This is a genomic window from Anaerohalosphaera lusitana (assembly GCF_002007645.1).
Lineage (GTDB): Bacteria > Planctomycetota > Phycisphaerae > Sedimentisphaerales > Anaerohalosphaeraceae > Anaerohalosphaera > Anaerohalosphaera lusitana.
This window is the reverse complement of the sequence record NZ_CP019791.1, coordinates 822,726-843,004: the sequence shown is the minus strand read 5'-3', so window position 1 is coordinate 843,004 and position 20,279 is coordinate 822,726. Positions and strand designations below refer to the sequence as shown.

17 protein-coding genes and 1 pseudogene are annotated in these 20,279 nt (G+C 53.9%); 5 read left to right on the top strand and 13 right to left on the bottom strand.

Features of this window, described 5'->3' with window-relative positions; genetic code table 11:
• Nucleotides 1–24: 24 nt before the first annotated feature.
• Genes STSP2_RS03620 through STSP2_RS03610 form a run of 3 tightly spaced genes read left to right on the top strand, consistent with a single transcriptional unit; the run spans nucleotide 25 to nucleotide 2,352 of the window.
• Entirely contained in the window at nucleotides 25–603 is a 579-nt protein-coding gene (locus STSP2_RS03620; RefSeq protein WP_236782729.1) for a sugar O-acetyltransferase, read from the top strand.
• Nucleotides 600–1,334 carry a phosphatase PAP2 family protein gene (locus STSP2_RS03615; RefSeq protein ID WP_146659936.1) on the top strand — a complete coding sequence of 245 codons (735 nt, stop codon included), beginning with the start codon at nucleotides 600–602 and terminating at the stop codon, nucleotides 1,332–1,334. The genes STSP2_RS03620 and STSP2_RS03615 overlap by 4 nt, the downstream gene beginning before the upstream one ends.
• A gap of 16 nt (nucleotides 1,335–1,350) precedes the next feature.
• Nucleotides 1,351–2,352 carry a cation:proton antiporter gene (locus STSP2_RS03610; protein WP_146659934.1) on the top strand — a complete coding sequence of 334 codons (1,002 nt, stop codon included), beginning with the start codon at nucleotides 1,351–1,353 and terminating at the stop codon, nucleotides 2,350–2,352.
• A 16-nt stretch (nucleotides 2,353–2,368) separates the two neighbouring features.
• Here STSP2_RS03610 and recJ read toward each other — a convergent pair whose 3' ends face one another.
• From recJ to STSP2_RS03595, 3 genes are all read right to left on the bottom strand, one after another.
• Nucleotides 2,369–4,111: a single-stranded-DNA-specific exonuclease RecJ gene (gene recJ, locus STSP2_RS03605; protein ID WP_146659932.1), complete on the bottom strand. Its 1,743-nt coding sequence runs from the start codon at nucleotides 4,109–4,111 to the stop codon at nucleotides 2,369–2,371.
• 207 nt (nucleotides 4,112–4,318) lie between these two features.
• Nucleotides 4,319–4,771, bottom strand: a complete 453-nt coding sequence (locus STSP2_RS03600; RefSeq protein ID WP_146659930.1) for a hypothetical protein — start codon at nucleotides 4,769–4,771, stop codon at nucleotides 4,319–4,321.
• An 11-nt stretch (nucleotides 4,772–4,782) separates the two neighbouring features.
• Nucleotides 4,783–5,772, bottom strand: coding sequence for an aldo/keto reductase (locus STSP2_RS03595; RefSeq protein WP_146659928.1), 990 nt, complete (start codon nucleotides 5,770–5,772; stop codon nucleotides 4,783–4,785).
• A 449-nt stretch (nucleotides 5,773–6,221) separates the two neighbouring features.
• Between STSP2_RS03595 and STSP2_RS03590 the strand changes: the two genes are divergently transcribed.
• On the top strand, nucleotides 6,222–7,673 hold the full coding sequence (locus STSP2_RS03590) for a BNR repeat-containing protein (RefSeq protein WP_146659926.1): 1,452 nt from the start codon (nucleotides 6,222–6,224) through the stop codon (nucleotides 7,671–7,673).
• Between the two features lie 28 nt (nucleotides 7,674–7,701).
• On the opposite strand, the gene STSP2_RS18000 is transcribed toward STSP2_RS03590, so the two are convergent.
• From STSP2_RS18000 to STSP2_RS03555, 8 genes and pseudogenes are all read right to left on the bottom strand, one after another.
• On the bottom strand, nucleotides 7,702–7,947 hold the full coding sequence (locus STSP2_RS18000; RefSeq protein WP_418202204.1) for a polymorphic toxin-type HINT domain-containing protein: 246 nt from the start codon (nucleotides 7,945–7,947) through the stop codon (nucleotides 7,702–7,704).
• A 63-nt stretch (nucleotides 7,948–8,010) separates the two neighbouring features.
• A complete protein-coding gene (locus STSP2_RS03580) occupies nucleotides 8,011–8,370 on the bottom strand; it encodes a hypothetical protein (protein ID WP_169852955.1) in 360 nt (119 codons plus the stop codon).
• 36 nt (nucleotides 8,371–8,406) lie between these two features.
• Entirely contained in the window at nucleotides 8,407–9,048 is a 642-nt protein-coding gene (locus tag STSP2_RS03575) for a hypothetical protein (RefSeq protein WP_146659923.1), read from the bottom strand.
• Between the two features lie 64 nt (nucleotides 9,049–9,112).
• Nucleotides 9,113–9,685, bottom strand: a complete 573-nt coding sequence (locus STSP2_RS03570) for a hypothetical protein (protein WP_146659921.1) — start codon at nucleotides 9,683–9,685, stop codon at nucleotides 9,113–9,115.
• 138 nt (nucleotides 9,686–9,823) lie between these two features.
• A complete protein-coding gene (locus STSP2_RS03565; protein WP_146659919.1) occupies nucleotides 9,824–10,765 on the bottom strand; it encodes a tetratricopeptide repeat protein in 942 nt (313 codons plus the stop codon).
• Complete coding sequence (locus tag STSP2_RS17590; protein WP_236782727.1) at nucleotides 10,755–11,162, bottom strand: hypothetical protein; 408 nt, start codon at nucleotides 11,160–11,162, stop codon at nucleotides 10,755–10,757. Before STSP2_RS17590 ends, STSP2_RS03565 begins: the two co-directional genes overlap by 11 nt.
• 135 nt (nucleotides 11,163–11,297) lie before the next feature.
• Nucleotides 11,298–11,543, bottom strand: a pseudogene (locus tag STSP2_RS18180) (RHS repeat-associated core domain-containing protein); the annotation flags it as partial.
• 193 nt (nucleotides 11,544–11,736) lie between these two features.
• On the bottom strand, nucleotides 11,737–13,410 hold the full coding sequence (locus STSP2_RS03555; RefSeq protein ID WP_169852953.1) for a MauE/DoxX family redox-associated membrane protein: 1,674 nt from the start codon (nucleotides 13,408–13,410) through the stop codon (nucleotides 11,737–11,739).
• Nucleotides 13,411–13,683: 273 nt separating this feature from the next.
• On the opposite strand from STSP2_RS03555, the gene STSP2_RS03550 reads away from it, so the two are divergent.
• Nucleotides 13,684–16,620 (top strand): discoidin domain-containing protein, encoded by a 2,937-nt coding sequence (locus STSP2_RS03550; RefSeq protein ID WP_169852952.1) that lies wholly within the window; start codon nucleotides 13,684–13,686, stop codon nucleotides 16,618–16,620.
• A gap of 309 nt (nucleotides 16,621–16,929) precedes the next feature.
• Here the strand turns inward: STSP2_RS03550 and STSP2_RS03545 are convergent, their stop codons facing one another.
• Together STSP2_RS03545 and STSP2_RS03540 are read right to left on the bottom strand one after the other, a co-directional pair.
• Nucleotides 16,930–18,471: a sulfatase-like hydrolase/transferase gene (locus STSP2_RS03545; protein WP_146659912.1), complete on the bottom strand. Its 1,542-nt coding sequence runs from the start codon at nucleotides 18,469–18,471 to the stop codon at nucleotides 16,930–16,932.
• A gap of 15 nt (nucleotides 18,472–18,486) precedes the next feature.
• Nucleotides 18,487–20,271, bottom strand: a complete 1,785-nt coding sequence (locus STSP2_RS03540) for an alpha-L-fucosidase (protein WP_169852951.1) — start codon at nucleotides 20,269–20,271, stop codon at nucleotides 18,487–18,489.
• Nucleotides 20,272–20,279: the final 8 nt, after the last annotated feature.

Here is a 20,279-nt window from a genome sequence, read left to right as displayed (position 1 = left end):
GCAGCAATGAAATCGGAGGCAGCTTTGAAGAGCGAAAAAGAAAAGATGCTCACCGGCGATCTTTACGACGGGTTCGACGCCGAACTGGTCGCCGAAAGGGGCAGAGCGTACGAGCTTTTTTCGCAGCTCAACAATATCGGCAGGACGTTTCAGGCGGATCGTACGAAGATCCTGACGGAACTGCTCGGTGAATGCGGACAGGATGTCTGGGTCGAATCGCCCTTCTACTGCGATTACGGCTATAACATCATCCTCGGTGACGGCGTTTTCATCAATTTCAACTGCACGATCCTCGATTCGATGGAAATCCGGATCGGCGACGGTACGTTGATCGGACCGGGCGTGCATATCTACTCCGCGACGCATCCCACGGACCCGAAGGTACGGGCGAAGGGCCTGGAAAACGCAAAGCCGGTCACGATCGGCAGCAATATCTGGATCGGCGGCGGTGTGATAGTATGTCCGGGTGTGCGTATCGGCGACAACACGACCATCGGAGCGGGAAGCGTGGTAACGAAGGACATCCCCGCCAACGTGGTCGCAGCAGGCAATCCGTGCAGGGTTATCAGAGAAATTGAGCAGCACGATAAGGAGCTGGAATGATCGACTTGCGGGGATATTTCGATAAGTACGGCAGCGAGATAATGATATTCGCGGCGATGGTGATATGTGCCGGCGGCTTGTGGGGTTTTATCGAAGTCGTTGACGAAGTGTACGAATCGGACACGCAGCCCATGGAAGAAAAGATCCTGCAAACGTTCCGCGACCCCGAGGACCCTGCCGCGATGCGAGGCCCGGACTGGCTGCGTAAAACTGTACAGAGCATAAGCGCCACCGGAAACAGCACGGTATTGATCCTCGTGGTGCTTGTCACATGCGGCTACCTGTTCATCAGCGGCAACCACAAGGCCATGTGGACCGTACTGATCACCGTCTGCGGCGGAGCATTTCTCGTCTTCGCCCTCAAAGGACTGTTCGACAGGCCCCGCCCGGACATTGTCCCGCACCTGGCCGAGGTCACCACCGCCAGTTTCCCCAGCGGACATGCAGCGATCTCGACCATCGTATACGCCACGCTCGGCGCGGTGGTCTGCCGAGTACTGCCGACGCACACCCTGCGGATATACACCATCGCGGTCGCAGCGACGATGGCGTTCCTGATCGGCTGCAGCCGGGTTTTGGTCGGCGTACACTACCCGACGGACGTGCTCGGCGGCTGGATGCTTGGGCTCGCATGGGCGGCGGCCTGCTGGCTGGTCGTTCTGTATCTGCAGCGTCGCGGCATGGTCGAAAGCGAAGACGATAGTGAAGGCAAGAAAGTACGAGAACCTTAATAAATAATGAGGTGTTATGTTTTACCTGGCTTTTACGCTGGTTGCGGTAATAGCCTTAGCGGCAGTTTTCAAATGGGCTGCTGAGCACATACGCCTGCCCTCAGTTGTAGCCTTGATCATAGCGGGGCTGGTGCTTGCTTACCCGCCCATACGCGAAAGGATCATCGGCGGCCACGAGCACACCATCACCATGATCGGAGACGCCGGACTGCTGGCACTGATGTTCATGGCGGGGCTGGAAAGCTCCTGGCGTATGCTTTACAAGGAAAAGGAAGAGGCCGCCTATATTGCTGTGTTCGCCGCATTCGTTCCGCTGGTCGTCGGCGCGGCAGCGTTCTGGCTGATGGGCTACGAGCTGTCTACATCTCTGATCGTAGGCGTATGCATGAGCATAAGCGCCGAAGCCACCCGGGCAAAGGTGCTGATGGAACTGGACAAGCTCAACACCCGCGTCGGATCTGCACTCATCGGCGCCGGCCTTATCGACGACACGATCGGCCTCTCGCTGTTCGTGCTGATAACGTACTTCATCGAAGAAGGCGGCAGCAATGAACAGCTCCTGGTCGTCGCCTCGATCATCTGCTTCTTCGCCGGACTCGCGATCAAGCGAGTCGTCGGCAGAGAACCCAAAACCATGGTGTATCTTGAGAAGGTCCTCAACGTCTGCCTCGTGCCGTTCTTTTTCGTATCCATCGGCCTGCACTTCGACTTTCAGTCGCTGGTGATGAACGCCTGGATACTCGTCGCGGTTATCGCGATCGCGACCCTGGGCAAATTCGCAGGCGTGTTCCTCACGAAATTTTTCCTCGACCTCAGCTATAAGCAACTGCACCTGATCTCGTGGAGCATGAACTCGCGCGGAGCACTGGAGATGGCCCTTGCACTGGTGGCCTTCCGCAGCGGCCTGATCCATTCAAAGCTGTATTCGAGCCTGGTCGTAATGACACTCGTGACGACACTGGTGTTCCCGTTCATCATGACGTACATGGTGCACAGGGATCCGAAAATAATGAAATGAGCTCTCGGCCGCACAATCACTCGAAGCTGATGTCCTTGAGCACGAACTGCACCGACGTGTTGCCGTTCCACGTATTGAGCTGAGGCTCGTACGCGACGTGAAAGCAGTCCGACTCGACGAGCTTCTTTTCGAGCTTACCCATGCCGAACCCAATACACCGAACCGCCGAAGTATTATCCGATATCGCGATCTGCAGGTGGTCGCCCTTCGCGCCGACTCTGCGAGGCGGCGAGATGCAGTGCACCGCCTTGGTTGCGAAGACCGGCTTCGGGTTGCCCTGGCCGAACGGCTCGAGTCGACGCAAATGCCCCACGCTGGACTCGGTGAATTCCGAGATCGGACACAAAGCGTCGATGTCCAGCATCGAGACGAGTTTGTCGGGGTGGATGTTCTCGCGTGCATAATCCTCGAACGCCTGCGTAAACGCCGCGATATTTTCCTTCTTGAGCTTCAGCCCCGCCGCCATGGTATGCCCGCCGTACGTTTCCAGATGCTCCGAACACGCCTGCAGCGCCGCATACAGATCGAAACCCTCGATAGAACGTGCCGACCCCTGCGCGAATTCGCCGTCGGCGTTCAGCATTATGCAAGGCCGGTAATAGCGGTCGACAACCTTCGATGCGACGATGCCGATAACGCCCGTATGCCATTCCTCCTTCGCCAGCACGATAGTCTTGCGGTCCGGATGATTCAGCTTGGCATGCCCGATCATCTCCTTAGCCTGCGTAAAAATATCCCGCTGACACTTCTGGCGAAGCTTGTTCTGCTCCTTCAGATACCGTGCTGTCTGAAAGCAGTCCATCTCGTTATCGCTGGTCAGCAGCTCGACCGCCAGCCGCGCATGCCCCATTCGCCCCGCCGCGTTCAGCATGGGCGCGAGCAGGAACGCGATATGGTACGAGTCCAGCGTCTCGCCCGTAAGGTCCGCCGACTCGATCAGCGCACGTATGCCGGTCAGTTTCGAGTCCGGCAGAGCCTTCAGCCCGTACGACGTCAGTATGCGGTTTTCGTTTCGCAGATCGACCACGTCCGCGATTGTGCCCATCGCCGCCAGCGTCGTCGCGTTCAGCAAAAACTGCCGCAGCTTGGGCGGCGTCTGCGCGGTGGGCTTGGCCTTGTTGACGATCGCCCACGCGAGCTTGAACGCGACCATCGCGCCTGCCGAATCCGGGTTCGGATAGTCGCCGTCCAGCAGTGGATGCGCGATCGCCGTCGCCGCCGGCAGCTCGTCGGGAAGCTGATGATGGTCCGTCACGATCACGTCCATCCCGAGCTCACGCGCCAGCGCGATCTCGTCATTCGCGTTTATGCCGCAGTCAACCGTGATCAGCAAATCGGTCCCGTTCTCGGCGATCTGCCTGATCGCGTCCGCATTCAGCCCGTAGCCCTCGTCGATCCGGTGCGGGATGTAGTATTCCGCGTTCGCGTTGACCATCCGCAGCAGGTGCCACAGTATCGCGGTCGAGGTGATGCCGTCCACGTCGTAATCGCCGTAGATCGCTATCTTTTCTTTGGACGTGATCGCCTTCGCGACCCTCTCGACCGCTTTCGGCACGCCGGGCATCTTCTCCGGCTCGATCAGGTCGCTGAGCTTGGGATTGAGAAATTTTTCCGCGATCGTAGGCGTATCCAGCTCACGATTCAACAGCACCTGGGCAAGAAAGCCGGGAATGCGCAGCTTCGACGCAAACTCATCAGCAAGAGGATTGATCGAGCGTAGGTTCCACTTTTTTGACTGCATCCCTGCGGCGGACTTCATTTTAATCCCTGATTAGACCTGCTTTTTCTCCGGGCAAGCCCGTTCAAGACCCGCCTGCCCCAAATTCCACACAATTATCGCCCATTATAGCAGAACACAAACCCATTTTGAAGGGGGAAAGAACGCCGAATTTTCACAACCCAAATTAGGGGCAGGCAGCAGCTTAATCGCCATCTCGTCTCCGATTTCCCGTCGTCCCTTTCCGATTCATTTTTCTGGCAGGGGCATAGTATGACGATGAATGAGTAAATAATAGAGCACAAAGACATTGCTCGGGGCATAAAACGCAATGTACACCATTAGGCCCCAGAAGATGTCATTAATAGGCGTTATACTTGCAACTAAATAACACAAAAAACCATAAGCCAGAGATGAAATCATTACACAAACAAAAGTAATTATTGGCACCAAAGCAAGCATTAAAGGCTTTGGCTTATGCCTTCCAATTAAACTATACGCGTGGATTCCAGCAATGCTTAAAACCACCCCTCCTATTCCAATAAACACCTCTCTACTGGCCATTCCATAGTACAAGTCCCCAAATACAATAATCGCGTAGGAAATCAATGCCCCGACAAAAGAACAAATTATCGTTACACAAATCGGCTTAAACAATGTTGGCACAGCAACTCCTGAGTTTTTAGAAAATTCCTCCTGCAAATCCTAACCGCTCACGCCTCATGCGAAAAGATCGGGTTCAGCTCGGCCGCCCAGCTTTTCAGCTTCCGCATCTGCTGTTCGGTCACCGGTTCCAACTCCGTCGCCGCATCCAGCGCCATCCGAAACAGATCCACATGCCCCGGCGGTATCGCAGCGGTCACCGGCTGACTTAGCGTAAACGCCATCGCCAGCTTAGCCTCATCAGGATCCGTAATCGGCTGATACCAGCACTTCGGATACTGCCGGCGGACCGGGTCCTCCTTCGGCGCCCGCTGCCGCGCAAGCATCTTCAATGCCAAAATCGCCATCTGCTTTTCGCGGGCCTTCTCGATCACCTCGGGACTGAACCCGCCCTCCAGATACCCCGCAAAATTCACCGGAAACAGCACCGAGTCAAAATCGAAACGGTCCATCGCCGCCAGCGCCGCCGCATGCGAATGCGCCGAAAACCCCAGGTACCGTATTCGGCCGTTCTTCTTTTCCTCCCGCAGCAGTTTCATCACACCGTCCTCGGCGAACGCTGCATCCACATCCTTTTCCACGTCCGTGATCGCGTGAAGCTGATACAGGTCGAAATGATCGGTCTTGAGCCGCTTCAGCGAGGCCTCGAACTCTTCCTTCGCCCCCGCATAGGTCCGCTCGGTCGTCTTGCACGCCAGGAACGCCCGGTCGCGATACGGCTGCAGCGCCGGCCCCAGCTTGGTCTCGGCCTCGGTATCGCCATACGACGGCGCGACGTCATAATAGTTCACGCCCCGCTCGAAAGCCTCAGCCACGATGCGGTTGGCCTGATTTTGTTCATGCCCCATCACGACAATGCCCCCGAACCCGATCACCGAAAGCATAAGATCGGTCTTGCCGTACTGGCGTTTCGGAATAAACCCCGGCCGCCGTTCGGTCCGTACCGGGCAATTTTTCGGATCAGCAAAAAGATTGAGATTGTCCATTGTCAATAGCCCCGTCGTAAATACACCGCGTTTCAAAAAATCACGCCGTTCCATACCTCACCTCCAGATCAGAAGCTGTTTCAAAACTGCTTTTGGCTTGCCGGCGAGCAATTTTTTCGTGTCGGCAAGGCGTGTAAAACCGGCCATAGCTATTCTATTGACGGTTTTGCACAACGCAGCCGAACGGAAAAAGGGCCGCCGAAAGGCAAATCTGAGTTTTGAAACCGCTTCTAGAACAAGATCATAGCTAAACTTCATTATACCCCATCCCCACCCCAACGGCAATTATCTTTCCAATTACCAGCAGAACAAATACCATCGCCATATTGACTGTGGCACCCACATTCAATTTACACCTCCGCGCTACCGAAATCCGCAACCCAGGACCAGTGAGGCAATTACCGGCAAACATAGACTTTTACAACCGCCCCAATATCGAGTATCATACAGCACAAAATACAGCCTAACCGCCGTAACTGCATATTTTAGTTTAAGGAAAGAAAATGAGATTTGTCGCTCAAACAACTTTAATAGCTGTCACGATCCTGCTGATTGCTTCGCTTTTGCCCAACCCGGCAGTGATCGCAGCCGAAACGGACAGCAATACAATCATCCCCGAACTGCCGAACGCTCAAAAACCCTTCGTGGCCGACAAGATCACCATCGACAAAGTCTGGCCGGGTCACAGGGTGGGTTTCTTCCTGATGACCGCTGACCAGCGTCAGTACGCCGCCTATTACAACGCCGACAGACAAATGACCGTCGCCATGCGAAAGCTGGGCGACGAACAGTTCACGAAATTCCACCCCCAAACCCCGCGCAAGGAACCCCCGCACGGCGGCTCCGCACCAAGCGCGACCCTCGGCTGGGACAGCCACAACTCCGTAACCATGGCCCTCGATCGGGACGGCTATATACATCTCAGCGGCAACATGCACGGCAACAACCTCACCTACTTCCGTTCCACCGAACCCTACGACATCTCTACCCTCGTCCTGGTCGAACAAATGACCGGCGAACTGGAAGATCGCGTCACATATCCAAAGTTCCTAACCCTCCCGGACGGCCGACTCGTTTTCGGCTACCGACACGGCGGCAGCGGCAACGGCAACAACATATACAACGTCTACGACACCGACACAAAGACATGGTCCCGCCTGCTCGACACGCCCCTGCACGACGGTCAAGATAAAAACAACGCCTACTACCTCGGCCCCAAAGTCGGCCCTGACGGCTGGTTCCACATGTCCTGGGTCTGGCGACAAACCCCCGACTGCTCGACCAACCACGACCTGTCCTACGCCAAAAGCCCCGACCTCGTAAACTGGTACACCGCGGCAGGCAAAGAAGTCGAACTGCCCATCACACTTGAGACCCCCGGCGTGATCGTCGACCCCATCCCGCCGCAGGGGGGGATCATCAACGGATCCGGCAAGGTCGGTTTCGACCACCTCGGCAGAGCGGTCCTTGCCTACCACAAGTTCGACGACGACGGCAACACCCAGGCATACACCGCCAGATACGAAGACAACGAATGGGCCATCGACAAACTAACAGACTGGGACCACCGCTGGTATTTCGAAGGCTATGGGACCCTGCCGGGTGTAGATGTCCGGCTGGGTGAGGTTAAACCGCTCGGAGTGGATACCGGCCTGATGACGCTGAATTACAGGCACGTAAAATACGGTTCAGGCACCTGGCTGCTCGATGAGCAATTGGAAAAAATCGGAACAGTCGACCTGCCCCGCCGCTTCCCGCCGCAGGTCACAAAAGTCACCAGCAAGTTCCCCGGCATGACCAGACGCATTAGCATCGACAAGAACAGCAGCCGAACCGACAACACAAAATATGTAATGGCCTGGGAATCCCTCGGCTCACGCCGTGACAAACCCCTCAATGGCCCCCTGCCAGACCCCTCAAAACTCACACTTTACGAGATTAAATACAAAGACTAGAAGGTCCTTACGGCTAGTAGAAAGTTCATCAAGTAAGACCGGCAACGCCCATCGGTTTGTTATGCACCAGCAGTTGGGCGTCTGAGACGAAGTATGTGTGTGCGTCGGCTACTTCAAGATTGTAAACGGTGGTCGTAGTTTTGACAACTTCTATCTTGTCGAGCGTGACGGCTCGGCCTGCGACGTCGCAGAGCAGATCGCCTGCCTTGAACTCGCCGGCCTTGTACCAGCCCCTGCCCTTGACAAAGAACGGATGCTCGGCCGTGGTCTCGATGACTTCGTCGCCGACCGTCAGAACGTAAATGGCATCAACTTCACAGACCAGCGAGAAAAGGAACTAATCGGTTTTATATTTCAGTGCCTCGTCCACTAACTCAGCAAGAGACATAGCATCAACCTGCTTATCTGAAACAGGCTTCTTTTGAACCGATTTCAGAAAGTGCCGCAGAACGCAGATCAGCTCCCCTTGATGACTGGGTACCTTTTCCGCATCTTTTATCGTAATGTTAATATCTCGACCATACAGGGGCTTGGTCGGATCTGTCAGAAAGATTTCAAGCAGACGACCTTCGCTGTCGTAACCAGTAAATATTCCGTCCGCCACATCCACGGGCTCAATATATCTCACGGCAGCTTGAATACTTTCAAAAACGTCCGCATCCAGAGGGCCTTCACATATTATAACTGGTTCTTTCACAATCTGTTCTAAAGCGAGGTGTCGCTAACCTTTCTTCTAATGTCTAAAAATGATTTTTTTCATTTGTTCCCACAAAGCCTTGCTACTCAGGATAGTTACTTGATCACTTGAATCTATTATAGGCTTTTTGGCAACCTGATATTCGCTCAGTAAAGTGGTTATGAGGCCAACAATGGAGTCGTAGTCATCCACATGGCACACAAGTTCAGCCCTGTTTCGGTCAATGCATTCCTCAACGCCACAAAATATTTCGTCATGCCCCACTACCAAATCACAAATTGGAACTGATTTGGCGAGGTGCGGACCTAAAACATTAGTTAACGTTTCCGCATCTACATCCCTGGCAACAACCACAAATGAATAATATTCATCCGGGTGGTGAATTAACAAGTCATGTAAGTCCGATTCAGTTTGAGCCAAACAGGCCCCAGTCCAACAATCTTTAGCATCAGCATGAAAATAGTATGCTTTATTTCTGAAATCAGCACTGAAAGATCCACAGACTAAGAGATTTTTATCCTCAGAAAGCTTCAGAAGAATAGACTCAAAAGCATCCCATTCTTTCCTGTGTTCAAAATCAAGTTCATTATAGGCAATCCACTGGGGACCGCCTCTATAAAGAATGAGTGTGAATGTCCGCCAACCCCTTATTTGCTTGTTTTCAATTATTCTTTTCATGTTCAATCAAGTCATAAAGGTCGCTATAATAGTTTTGCTGGTTCAATGATTGTAAAGGTTATACTTATGCGTGGCGCTTAGCATAGTCCAATTTTGCCTTTTCTGTGTGAGTCAACAAGTCGGAGTAGGGAGCCAACAAATCTACAACTCGGTGGTAATTCTTGTCCTGCCAAGCTCTGTCAAATTCGTCTCGCAAGCTATCCAGAGCAAGTTTTTGCTTTTGTAGATTCCGCCTGCGATTTGCTAATTTACGTAAATTACGGTACGCCTTCTTGTCACCTACCAAATAGCCGTGGCCCTTTGTTTTCAAAATTACCGTTAGCTTATCAAGCCATGTGCATATCATCTCAGGTGAAAAAGCCACGCCGAAATCGACAGATTGACACTCGGCAGCGTACAATAAATCGAATTTATCGAATAATGGCTCTTCGTCTTTATGTCGAAATGTTACGCCTATTTCCCAATCAACTAGATTGTAAGTGATTTGCAATAAAACATTTTCAGATTGATAACTTACGCAAGCAGTTCGTGCTTGCCTATCGATACCTACTAAGGTAAATCCAAATTTTTTCTCCAGAAATTTGAACTTCACTTGAACCGTATCGGTGAAGTTCGTTAAAAGCCCAGAATCTGTCATCAAAGTGCTCCGATTTTGGTGGATTCCAATGTGCACCATCAAACGTCCACCATGATTTCGCCGTGGTCTCGGTGACTTCATCGTGACAATAACTGGTGACTGTCCCTATTTACTGAGGGCGGTAACGGGTGACTGTCCCTATTTGTTGGTATTGCATTTTGCATTATCCAAACTATTCAGCTTAGCAATCACCTCAGATTTTTTGTATATGCTAGGGATACCTGGTGACCGATTTTCAATATGAGACTTTAACCACCTTTTTGCAAGTCCTTTTCTTCTAAGATCGCTATAGCACAAGCCTACTCGGTATCTGCAGTCATTTAGTAAAGACTTGGCCCAGCGTATTCCTTCAGATGTATGTATACTGCCAACTTTTAAAGGCCCCATAGCCAATATTTTTTTATATATCTTTATTGCTTCCCTATTTCTTCCCAACATATTAAGTGCCCCTGCGTAGTGCCAAAGATACAAGGGATCGCAAGGCGCAATTTCACAAGCCATTTCACTGTACTCGAGTGCCTGCTGGTATTTATGCATCTCGTAAAGCACGCTAGAAAGCTGAGAATACCACCAAGCACAATCCGGCTCTCGTTCCAACTCTCGCTTTATCAGATCTTCCGCAGCGTCCCATTTCTCTTTAGCAATCAATTCCGACAGTTTTTGTGAAGCCTCGTAAGACTCTAGTTCAGTCTCTATTTGGAGTAGTATATTTTTTGCTTCATCATCTGTGTAGGCGGAGGGATATTTTTGTTCTCGAAATCTTATATGCTGATTCATCCATTTAAGTGCTTCATCGTACTGACTCATATTTAAACAGCATTGACTAATGCGTAATCTGGAATCGTTCTTGATCCCATGTACCTCATCTCTTTTAAGGTCTGAACATGAAAGAACATCCCTAAAAGGCAAGGATAGAATTCGTTTGAAGCACTTTTTAGCAGAGTCATACCTCTCCCTAAAATCCAGAATGGCTCCGCACTCCCAAATGGAAATCGGATCACAAAATCTCATGGCCCTGAGCAATAAGCCTTTATCTGTTAAATCGTCTGAAGGTTTCTTTGCTGTCATTTTATCGCTCACCAGTCAGACTCCCCTCTGCCCCATCTTTATCGCAATCTTTTTGATTATCCCATTTGTCAATTATTTGATACATTTCTTCCTCTGTCAACTGTTCGATACCTATATATCCCATTATCTCTTCCAATGCTTCTACACTCAAATCATTTCTAACAATCTCAAATTCACGTGGAAGCCACGGATAAATGGTTCCGGCACTGAGATCTGTACACATATCATCGCCGAAAAGGAAAAGGATACTCGCTACGCCTCCAGCAAGTTTAGCTCCACCCCTTGCAGCAACTGTAGCCCCATGACGCACCTTTTTCCAAGCAAGATAAAACAAACCCGCACCACCAGCAACTTCTATTTTATGACTTTTCCACTTCTTATGTTTCTGCCGTTTTTTATCCTTACGCACTTGTTGTTTTCTACGTTGGCCTTTCTCATGCTTATTTTTAGTTGACTTTCTTTTCCCCTTTCTATGTTCCGCATCCAACCCCCACGGATCAACAAAGTTTATCGGGTTGTTGGCGGTGTAGGCGTACATGTTCATGCCGTCGGCGTAGCCTATGGGGTCCGGCTGGAGGAATCGGCCGAGTTCGGTATCGTACATGCGGGCGCGGTAGTAGTACAGGCCGGTCTCGGGGTCGCAGCGTCTGCCGGTGTACATGTAGGGGTTGCCGATCTGGGAGTGGGCTGCTTTGTAGCCATCCTCAGGCGTGAACCACTTGCCGTCCGAACCAGTGCCGGTGTTGATCGTGACGCTGCCGAAGGGGTCATAGGTGTATGTCTCGACAATCTGGCCGTTAGAGTCGGTGACGGCAACGACTGAGCCCAGGCCGTCGTAAAGCCATTGATCCGAGTCGTTTATGATATGATTTCAAGAAATGTCAGCAAAACCAGCCAAAGCTGGTAGGCTGACGCATACGCGTCACTTGGTGGTTAGTCTGCCGGCCGGGATCTTGGCACGGCTGGTCGGTCTCGTCGGTGGATCAGTCGGTCTGCTGCGGCTTTTCCGGGGTTTCGTCTATGTACTGCTCTACGTCGGTCTTTTCATCGTCGCTGGATTCTTCAGTTTCGCCCGAGAACGCTGCTTCGATCACGTCATCAAATGACGGACCCTCGCCGTCCTGCCATTCGGTGTATTTCCACTCTTTGATCTTCTGGCCGTCGAGTGTTATCACTACCCACGGACTGCCGATGGTCCACTTGCCCTTTTCAGGCTGTTCAAGTTTGGTTCTCAGCCATTTGGTTTCATCCGGAACGGGAGATTCTTCCTCTTTATATGGAGGCAGCGCGACAAATGCGAAATTCAACTGGCCTATCAGGCCCATTTGCTCTGCTTGTTCGCTGAAGTTCGGTACGTCCTGCCGGCAGTCCGGGCAGTCGTGATGGTAGAAGAACATGATCGACATTCCGTCTACAAGCTTTTTGGCCTCGGGAATATATCGGTATGTTCCCCAGACTTTTCTTGTTTTGCTCTGCTGGTCGGCCTCGTCATCACCCGACCCAGATTCGGACCCTGCGGCATCCACTTCCTGCTGACCCGCTGTTTCCTGCTCATCAGGGTCGGCAATTTCCTGCGCATTTTCCCCGGTATTTTCCAGTACCGACTGGTCGGTTTCTCCGCCCTTTTCTGCCTCCTCTTGAGCCTCCTGACCGGACTCGTCTGCCTGTGCATTGTCACCTTCTGTATCGCCATTAGCAATTTCTTTTTGCCCGGTTTTGTCCTCGTTTTGTATGTCTTTTCCTTGTTCTTCACCCACTTTTTGCTCGTTTTGCCCACTTTTGTCGGCCCCATTTTGCCCCTCGATCGGCTGATTTTGACCCTCAGGCTCGTCCTGACTGCCGTCCGGATCCTGTGGATCAGCCTCATCACTGCCGGAATTATCGCCGGTATCACCCTGCTCACCACCTGAATCACCCCCGGAATCACCCTGCTGATCGGCGGCATCTCCACCTGCATTTTCCTCAGAACCGCCCTGCTGATCGGCTGCGTCGGCACCCGAACTGTCCACGTTATCGCCTACATCATCGTCGCCCGAATCGTCCTGCTGTCCTGCAGAATCCGCGTTTTCGATCATATTATCAAGGTTTTCACCCGGCGTCCCGTCCCCAGAATCCTCCGTGGTGTCCGCAGGTATCGTAAATTCGCCGACATTATCCGGAGTTACCGGTTCCACTTTGTTGTGCCACATGACAGGTACGATAGCGCCGAGAAACAGACATGCCGGCACCGCTACGATCAGGCAGTGCAGCGGGTGCGGCCATGGCGGCGGCAGAAGCTTCTCACCCTTCGGCCTGAAGATCGCCAAAAGCAGAAAAAGCGGGATGTCAATAGCAAAAAGCGTGATTTTGGGGTCAACGTGGACCTGCCCAAAGCATCCGCACGAAGCCGCGCCGGTGTACCATTTCCAGGCGGTGACGAATATGAAACCAAAAAATGACAGCGTACCGAGCAACCAGGCAGCCTTGCGGAAAAGGCCCGAAACCATCCAGATGCCCAGACCGATCTCCAATGGAACCTGGATCACGAAAAACAGCCACGATTCCCAGAATCCGTCGGAAATTATGGGCTCGTTCATGATCTGGTGGGCCTTCATCAGACCGGCGACTATGAGGAAAAGACCTGCAGCGGTCATTACGATGCGGTTCATTATTTTCATGGACTCAAAACCTATACTTAGACAAAAACGGCTGAGCTTAAAACTGCTTCAATACAGCTTCTAATATGCACATATTAGAATAAATCGGTCTTTCTTGCAACTTGCTTGAGTACGAGCAGTTCCTGAGTCTGTTACGCAGGTAACGGCGTGCGGGTTTCGTAAAAGTGCCGCAATTGCCGCCAATCTGAAATATGGACGAGTGCCGGGTGGAAATTTTGTAAGGAATTCATTAAAATGCGGCTTACTTTCAAACCAATTTTCAGGAGAGTGTGCATGGTCAGTAGAGTCTTAGCGTTAGTATTGTGTGCTGTCTGCGGTGCGGTTGTGGCCGCTGAGAGTTCGGCCAGCAGGGAAATTATCAATTTCAATCACGGGTGGGAATTCGTCAGGCTGAATGACAAACCAAGGCCCATCGATGCGAAATTCCTCGTGCCGCGGGAGCAGATGGAGATCGTTTCGGTTTCGAGCGAGGAAACCGAAGGTGAAAACGCCGGGGCAGTGAATGCGATCGACGGAAACGAGGGAACGTTCTGGCACTCGAAATGGCAGGGGCAGGCAGCAGAATATCCCCACGAAATGGTGATCGACCTGGGCGGTGTTTTCGAACTGCAGGGTTTGACATATCTTGCGAGGCAGAGCGGATCGAACGGCATGATAGGTCGGTTTGAGGTTTATGCTTCCATGGAGCCCGTCGAGTGGGGAAAGGCGGTCGCAAGCGGGCGGTTCAGGGATGAGAAGCGGCTGCAGGTGATCAGTTTTGCTGAGCCGGTGGAGGCGGAATATGTCAAGTTGGTTGCGCTGGATGCGATACATGGTGAGGATTTTGCTTCGGTCGCGGAGCTGGGGTTTCTGCGGGTGAACCTTGCGGAAAAGGGAGCGGACTGGGAATCGCAGTTTTCGGTTCTGCACGTGAGCGAGGATGATTTAGAAGGCGACGAGGATGAGAGTTCAGTGGGGGATGAGCTGGGTGCGGTTGCGGATAAGGAATGGGAAAAGGTTTCGCTGCCGCACACCGCGTATGTCGAGCCGCTGGTGGTGAACAATCAGTGGCAGGGAATATGTTTTTACCGCAAGACGTTCGATGTGGGCGAAGAGCTGGCGGGCCGCAAAATTTTCGTGGAGTTCGAGGGCGCGATGGAGCTGGCGGACGTTTGGGTGAACGGTGAGCATTTGATGCAGCATGCTGGGGGGTATCTGCCGTTTACTGTCGACCTGACGGATGTAGTCGAGTACGGCGAGGAGAACGAGATGCTGGTTCGGCTGGACAACAATGATCATCCGACGATACCGCCGGGCAAGCCCTTGTCGGGAGTGGACTTTTCGTATTATCACGGAATATACCGCGATGTTCGGATGGTGGTGACGAATGAGGTTTATATTACCGATGCGGTTTCAGCGAATGAGATCGCGGGCGGGGGCGTGTTCGTACAGTATGAAAATGTGAGCGAGAAGGCAGCGACGGTGAAGGTCAAGACGCATGTGCGGAACGACTCGATTAACATGCGCGATGTGGTTATCGAACAGGTGCTGCGGGATGCGGAGGGCGCGGTTGTGTTGCGGGATAAGTCCGAGGCAGTGAAAGTCACCGCAGGCGGAAACGAGCATATCCAGCAGTCGTTTGTGGTCGATGATCCGAAGCTGTGGTCGCCGGATTCGCCGAACCTGTACCGGATGGTGACGAAGGTTACGGCTGGGGGTGAGGTGATCGATTCGGTGCGGACGCGGATCGGGATACGGTGGTTTGAGTTTACTCGTGAAGGCGGGTGCAAGATCAATGGTGAGCCCGTTTATCTGCTGGGGACGAATCGGCACCAGGAGCATCCGTACATCGGCAATGCATTGTCGAACAATGCGCAGTGGCGGGATGTATGGCGGATACGTAACGCGGGGTACAACACTTTGCGGCTTGGGCATTATCCGCAGGACCCGGCAGTGCTGGAGGCGTGCGATGAGCTCGGCATGATAGTTATCGAGCCGATACCGGGATGGCAGTTCTTCAACAATAACGAAACGTTCGTGAAGCGTGTTTACCGGGATGTGCGGGACATGATCCGGCGGGACAGGAACCATGCGTGTGTTGCGTTGTGGGAGGTGGTGCTTAACGAATCGCATGCACCGCATTTTGTGGAGCGGAACGCCTATGAGATCGCGCATGAGGAGATGCCGGGCGAACAGTGTTTTGCGTGCGGCGATCCGTACGGGGCGAAATGCTGGGATGTTAGTTATAATCAGTGGAGGGAGGATATAACGCGGCCGCAGGATGCGCAGCCGGACGTGCCGGGGTTTATTCGTGAGTACGGTGATTACGAGTTCGGCGGGCATTATTCGACGACGCGGCAGTACCGCGGGGACGGTGAAAAGGCGCTGCTGCAGTCCGCGTGGAATTTTCAATGGTCACTGAATCGTTACAAGGCGCAGTATCCGTGGACGGTCGGATGTGCGACGTGGCTGATGTTTGACCATAATCGCGGGGGATCCGAAAACATCGAGGGCAGCGGGACGAGCGACATTTTCAGGCTTCCGAAGTTCACGTACTATTTCTTCCAGTCGCAGCGGGATCCGGACGTGGATCTGCCGGACGGTATTGAAAGCGGACCGATGGTTGAGATAGCGAATTACTGGACGAAGCGGAAGTCGCCGACGAAGGTTGTGGTGTATTCGAACTGTGACGAGGTCGCGCTGCTGGTGAACGGGGAGAGGGTTGCGAGGCAGCGGCCGGACGACGGGCCATCGACTGAGTACGGGCCGAGGTATGAAGGCGGCAGGCCTTTTGACGGGGGCAATTGCGAGAACCTGGAGAGTCCGCCGTTTACGTTTAGCGGGGTGGATTATGAGCCGGGGACGTTGAAGGCTGTCGGATATATTGACGGCGAAGCGGCTGCGAATGACGCTGTTGTGACGGCTGGTGAGCCGGCGGGGCTACGGATCGAGTTCGGCACATGCGGTAAGGAGCTGGCGGCGGATGGTGCGGACGTGATCTTCGTTTATGCTACGGTTGTGGACGGCGAGGGCAATCCGAATTATCTTGCGGATAATGGAGTTACGTTCGAGGTTGACGGGCCGGGCCGGATCTTTGGGCCGAGCGTGGTCGATGCCGAGGCGGGGGTCGCGACGGTGCTGCTGCAGGCGACGCGTGAGCCGGGTGAGATCATCGTGACGGCAGAGGCGGACGGGTTGGAGGCTGCGGCTGCGACGATACGAAGTCGGTGAGTGAGTGGTGTGCATCTGGCGTTGGGTCCTTTGTATGCTGTTCAAGTTTGACATGACAGGAATTTCGAGTTGGTGCGTTTGCGGGATGGGTCAATTTTATTGTACGTTTGAGACTGCCACGTCGCATTGCTTCTCGCAGTGACAGAATATATTGAGTCGCTGCGCGACGGCTGATTTATGCTGGGTCCGCCTGAGGCGGGTGACATTCTTTTGTCGCGACGGCTGATTTTTGCTGGGTGCGGCTGGCTTTGGGAAGAATTGGAATGGGACGTCTTTGATGACGTCCCGTTTTTGTCCATTCACTTTGATTCAGGCCGTTCGATGCGGTACGCTTCGGTCATCCTTTTTATACTTTTCGAGCAGTGCTTTCAGTTGCTTTACGACTTCGGGGTGCTGGTCGTAGAGGTTGTTTTTCTCCTGCGGATCGGCATGCATGTCGTAGAGCCGGCCGGGGGATTCGCCGGGTTTTGGTTTTCTGATCGGGCCGGAGAAGCCGCCTGCGCCGAGGCCGTCGACGAATTTCCACTTGCCCTGACGGATGGCGAACAGGCCCTGGATGGAATGGTGGACGAGGGCCTCGCGGATGGGCTTTGCTTGAGCCTTGCCTTGCAGTGCAGGGAGGATATTATAGCTGTCGGGGGCGGCGGAGTTGGGCAGGTCGATGTTCAGGACGGCGGTCATGGTTGCCATGAAGTCGACGTGGGAGATAAGCTCGTCGGAGGTTTTGCCTGCGGGGAAATGTTTGGGCCAGCGGGCGACAAACGGGACGCGGTGGCCGCCTTCCCATATGTCTGCTTTGATGCCGCGCCAGGGGCGGGAGGGGTCGTGGCCGTACTTGAGGACGGAGCGGGTGGGGCCGGAGTAGTTTCTGCCGTCGCGGGCGGGTGAGCCGTTGTCGGAGGTGAAGATGACGATGGTGTTGTCTGCGATGCCTGCTTTGTCGAGGGCGTCGAGGACCTGGCCCACGGAGTGGTCGACCTGATAGACGTAGTCGCCGTAGCGGTGGGCGTCGCTTTTGCCGATGAACTCTTCTGCGGGTGCGATCGGTGTATGCGGCGCGGTGAGGGAGAAGTACAGGAAGAAGGGGTCGGACTGTTTTGCTCGGTCGGTGACGTATTCTGCGGCGCGGTCGGTGATGGTCGGCATGACGTTTTCGAGTTTCCAGCCTTCGAGCATTACGCCGTGAGCGCCGAACATTTTACGGGGTTTGAGTTTGTCGGGAATGCCGACGGTGCGGTCGTTTTCAATGAAGCAGTATGGTGCGAAGTTGGGAACGTCGTCGCCGAAGTAGTAGTCGAAGCCGCGGGTTGTCGGGCCGTTTGCGACTGGTTTGGTGAAGTCGACGGTTTCGCCGGTATCGCGGTTGTTGAGGGGCTTATTGTCTTTTGTTGGCCAGTCCCAGCCGAGGTGCCACTTGCCGATGCATGCGGTGTGGTAGCCTTTTTGTTTTAGCATGTCGCCTACAGTGAGGCGGTCGGGTTCGATGAGGGGTTTGTCCCATTGCCAGAGGACGCTTTTCTTGAGGCGTGATCGCCAGCAGTATCGGCCGGTGAGTATGCTGTAGCGGGTGGGTGTGCAGACCGCGCTGGGTGAATGCGAATTGGTAAAACGGATGCCCTGGGCGGCGAGGCGGTCGAGGTTGGGGGTTGGGATCTTTGATTTGGGGTTCTGGCAGGCGAGGTCGCCGTAGCCCATGTCGTCGGCAAGGATGAAGACGATGTTTGGTTTTGAGGCGGGTGCGGTTTCTTTGGCGTGCAGTGGTGCGATCTTCGTTGAGACTAACGCCGAGGTCAGGGTTAGGCCTGCTGTTTTTATGAATCTTCTGCGGTCCATGCTTGCGGTACCAATCATTGAGATAAAATCCTGTTATTTCATCAGTTGGAATTCGTAGATGGTCGGGCCCTCGGCTGCGTTGAGTATGTTGAGGCGTATGTGCTGGGCGTTTACGGGTTCGAAGGTGATCTCGGTTTCAGCGGGAAGGGTTGTGCCCTGGTGGAAGGTTTGCCAGGTGCCGCCCTGCTTGTATTGCAGTTGGAATTTTTTGACTCGGCCGGGGTAGGCTTCCTTTATAAGGGCCTTGCTGATCTTCGTCGGTTCTTGCAGATCGACTGCGAGCCATGCGGATGATGTGCCTGCGTCGGTCGCCCAGCGGGTGGCGTCGTCATCGTCGAATGCTTTGGCTGGGCCGTATTGGGCTGTCTGATTTTTGTAAACATTGGAAGCTTCTGCGGGTTTATCGTGTGCGACGGAAAGGGATGGAACGTCTACAGGTTTGAGGTTCGCGGTGTTTGTATTCAAGGTCAGTTCGACGATGGTTGCGACGGGGTCCTGCTGAGAATCTGGGAGCGAGAGTGTGATCCGGTCGGCGGACTGTGACCAGGCTAGGTCTGAGCCTGGGGTGAGCAGGGTTGCGTTTTCTATTTTTGCGGGGATCGGTGGGAGAGCGAGTTCGCTGCTGGTGGGCCAGTTCATGACGTAGAGGTATATGCTGTTGTCTTTGTGTGTGGAGGCGCCCCACTTGCCGGGCTTGAACGGGCCGCCGTGGGCTTGGTAGATGCCCTCGCCGTACTTGTCGAGCCAGTCGCCCATTTCGCGGAGGCGGTCGACCTGTCGGGGTTCGATGCGGCCGTCGGGCATTGGGCCTACGTTGAAGAGGAAGTTGCCGTCGCCGCCGACTACGTAGATGAGCGTCTGGAGGCACTGCTTGAGAGATTTCATGTTGTCGTCGGGTTTCCATGCCCATTGACGACAGATGGTCATGCAGGTTTCCCAGGGGCGTTCGGTATTGAAGCCGCCGATCTGCTGTTCGGGTGTATCGTAGTCGCCGGGGTTGTGTACGGTCTGCTTGGTGGTGCCCGCCATGCCGTGGCGACCCTTTGAGACGCGGTTGTTGATGATGATGTCAGGCTGGAGGGAACGGCAGTGTTTGTAGAGTGCGGTGCCGTATTCGGTGGTCCAGGGCTTTTCCCATTCGCCGTCGAACCAGAACAGGCCTATGGGGCCGTAGTTGTTTACGAGCTCGGCGAGCTGGGTCTTCATGTATTCGAAGTAGCGGTCCATGCTGGGTTTTTGGCCTGCGGGGAGTTCGTAACCGGGGCCGCCGTGGGTGTTCCAGGTGTTGTAATCTGGCTGGTACCAGTCGGCGATGGAGTAGTACGCGCAGAAGCGGATGCCCTGCTTTTTGCATTCGGCGGCGAGTTCGGCGACGACGTCCCGGCCGAACGGTGTGTTCATGATGTCGTAGTCGGTGGCGTGGCTGTCCCAGAGGCAGAAGCCGTCGTGGTGCTTGGTGGTGAGGACGATGTATTTCATGCCGGCGGCTTTGGCGGTGGAGACCCAGTCTTGGGCGGAGAATTTTTCGGGGTTGAAGGATTTGTAGAGGTTGTCGTATTCTTCACGGGGGATCTGTGTGCCGCGTGACCAGCCGATCTCTGTGCCCTTGAGCGAAACGGGGCCCCAGTGGATGAACATACCGAAGCGGGCGTCGGTCCACCAGTCGAGGCGGGCGGCTTTTTCGGCGGGGGTTTCGTTGAGGTATTTGTCTGCGGTGTCGTTTTCTGCGGCTGGGGCTGCTGGGGCGAGCATCGAGAACAGCATGAGTGAAGAAACAACTATCAAGAGGGATCTATAATTCGGCAGGCGATCGTTCATTTTCACAC

Bases quoted from the DNA above. Each gene is read 5' to 3' on its own strand.
- STSP2_RS03595 (WP_146659928.1), bottom strand. From the start codon at position 5,772: ATGGAACGGCGTGATTTTTTGAAACGCGGTGTATTTACGACGGGGCTA.
- STSP2_RS03545 (WP_146659912.1), bottom strand. From the start codon at position 18,471: ATGATTGGTACCGCAAGCATGGACCGCAGAAGATTCATAAAAACAGCA.
- STSP2_RS03540 (WP_169852951.1), bottom strand. From the start codon at position 20,271: ATGAACGATCGCCTGCCGAATTATAGATCCCTCTTGATAGTTGTTTCT.
- recJ (WP_146659932.1), bottom strand. From the start codon at position 4,111: ATGAAGTCCGCCGCAGGGATGCAGTCAAAAAAGTGGAACCTACGCTCG.
- STSP2_RS03575 (WP_146659923.1), bottom strand. From the start codon at position 9,048: ATGAAAAGAATAATTGAAAACAAGCAAATAAGGGGTTGGCGGACATTC.
- STSP2_RS03555 (WP_169852953.1), bottom strand. From the start codon at position 13,410: ATGAAAATAATGAACCGCATCGTAATGACCGCTGCAGGTCTTTTCCTC.
- STSP2_RS03590 (WP_146659926.1), top strand. From the start codon at position 6,222: ATGAGATTTGTCGCTCAAACAACTTTAATAGCTGTCACGATCCTGCTG.
- STSP2_RS03610 (WP_146659934.1), top strand. From the start codon at position 1,351: ATGTTTTACCTGGCTTTTACGCTGGTTGCGGTAATAGCCTTAGCGGCA.
- STSP2_RS03615 (WP_146659936.1), top strand. From the start codon at position 600: ATGATCGACTTGCGGGGATATTTCGATAAGTACGGCAGCGAGATAATG.
- STSP2_RS03550 (WP_169852952.1), top strand. From the start codon at position 13,684: ATGGTCAGTAGAGTCTTAGCGTTAGTATTGTGTGCTGTCTGCGGTGCG.
- STSP2_RS03570 (WP_146659921.1), bottom strand. From the start codon at position 9,685: ATGACAGATTCTGGGCTTTTAACGAACTTCACCGATACGGTTCAAGTG.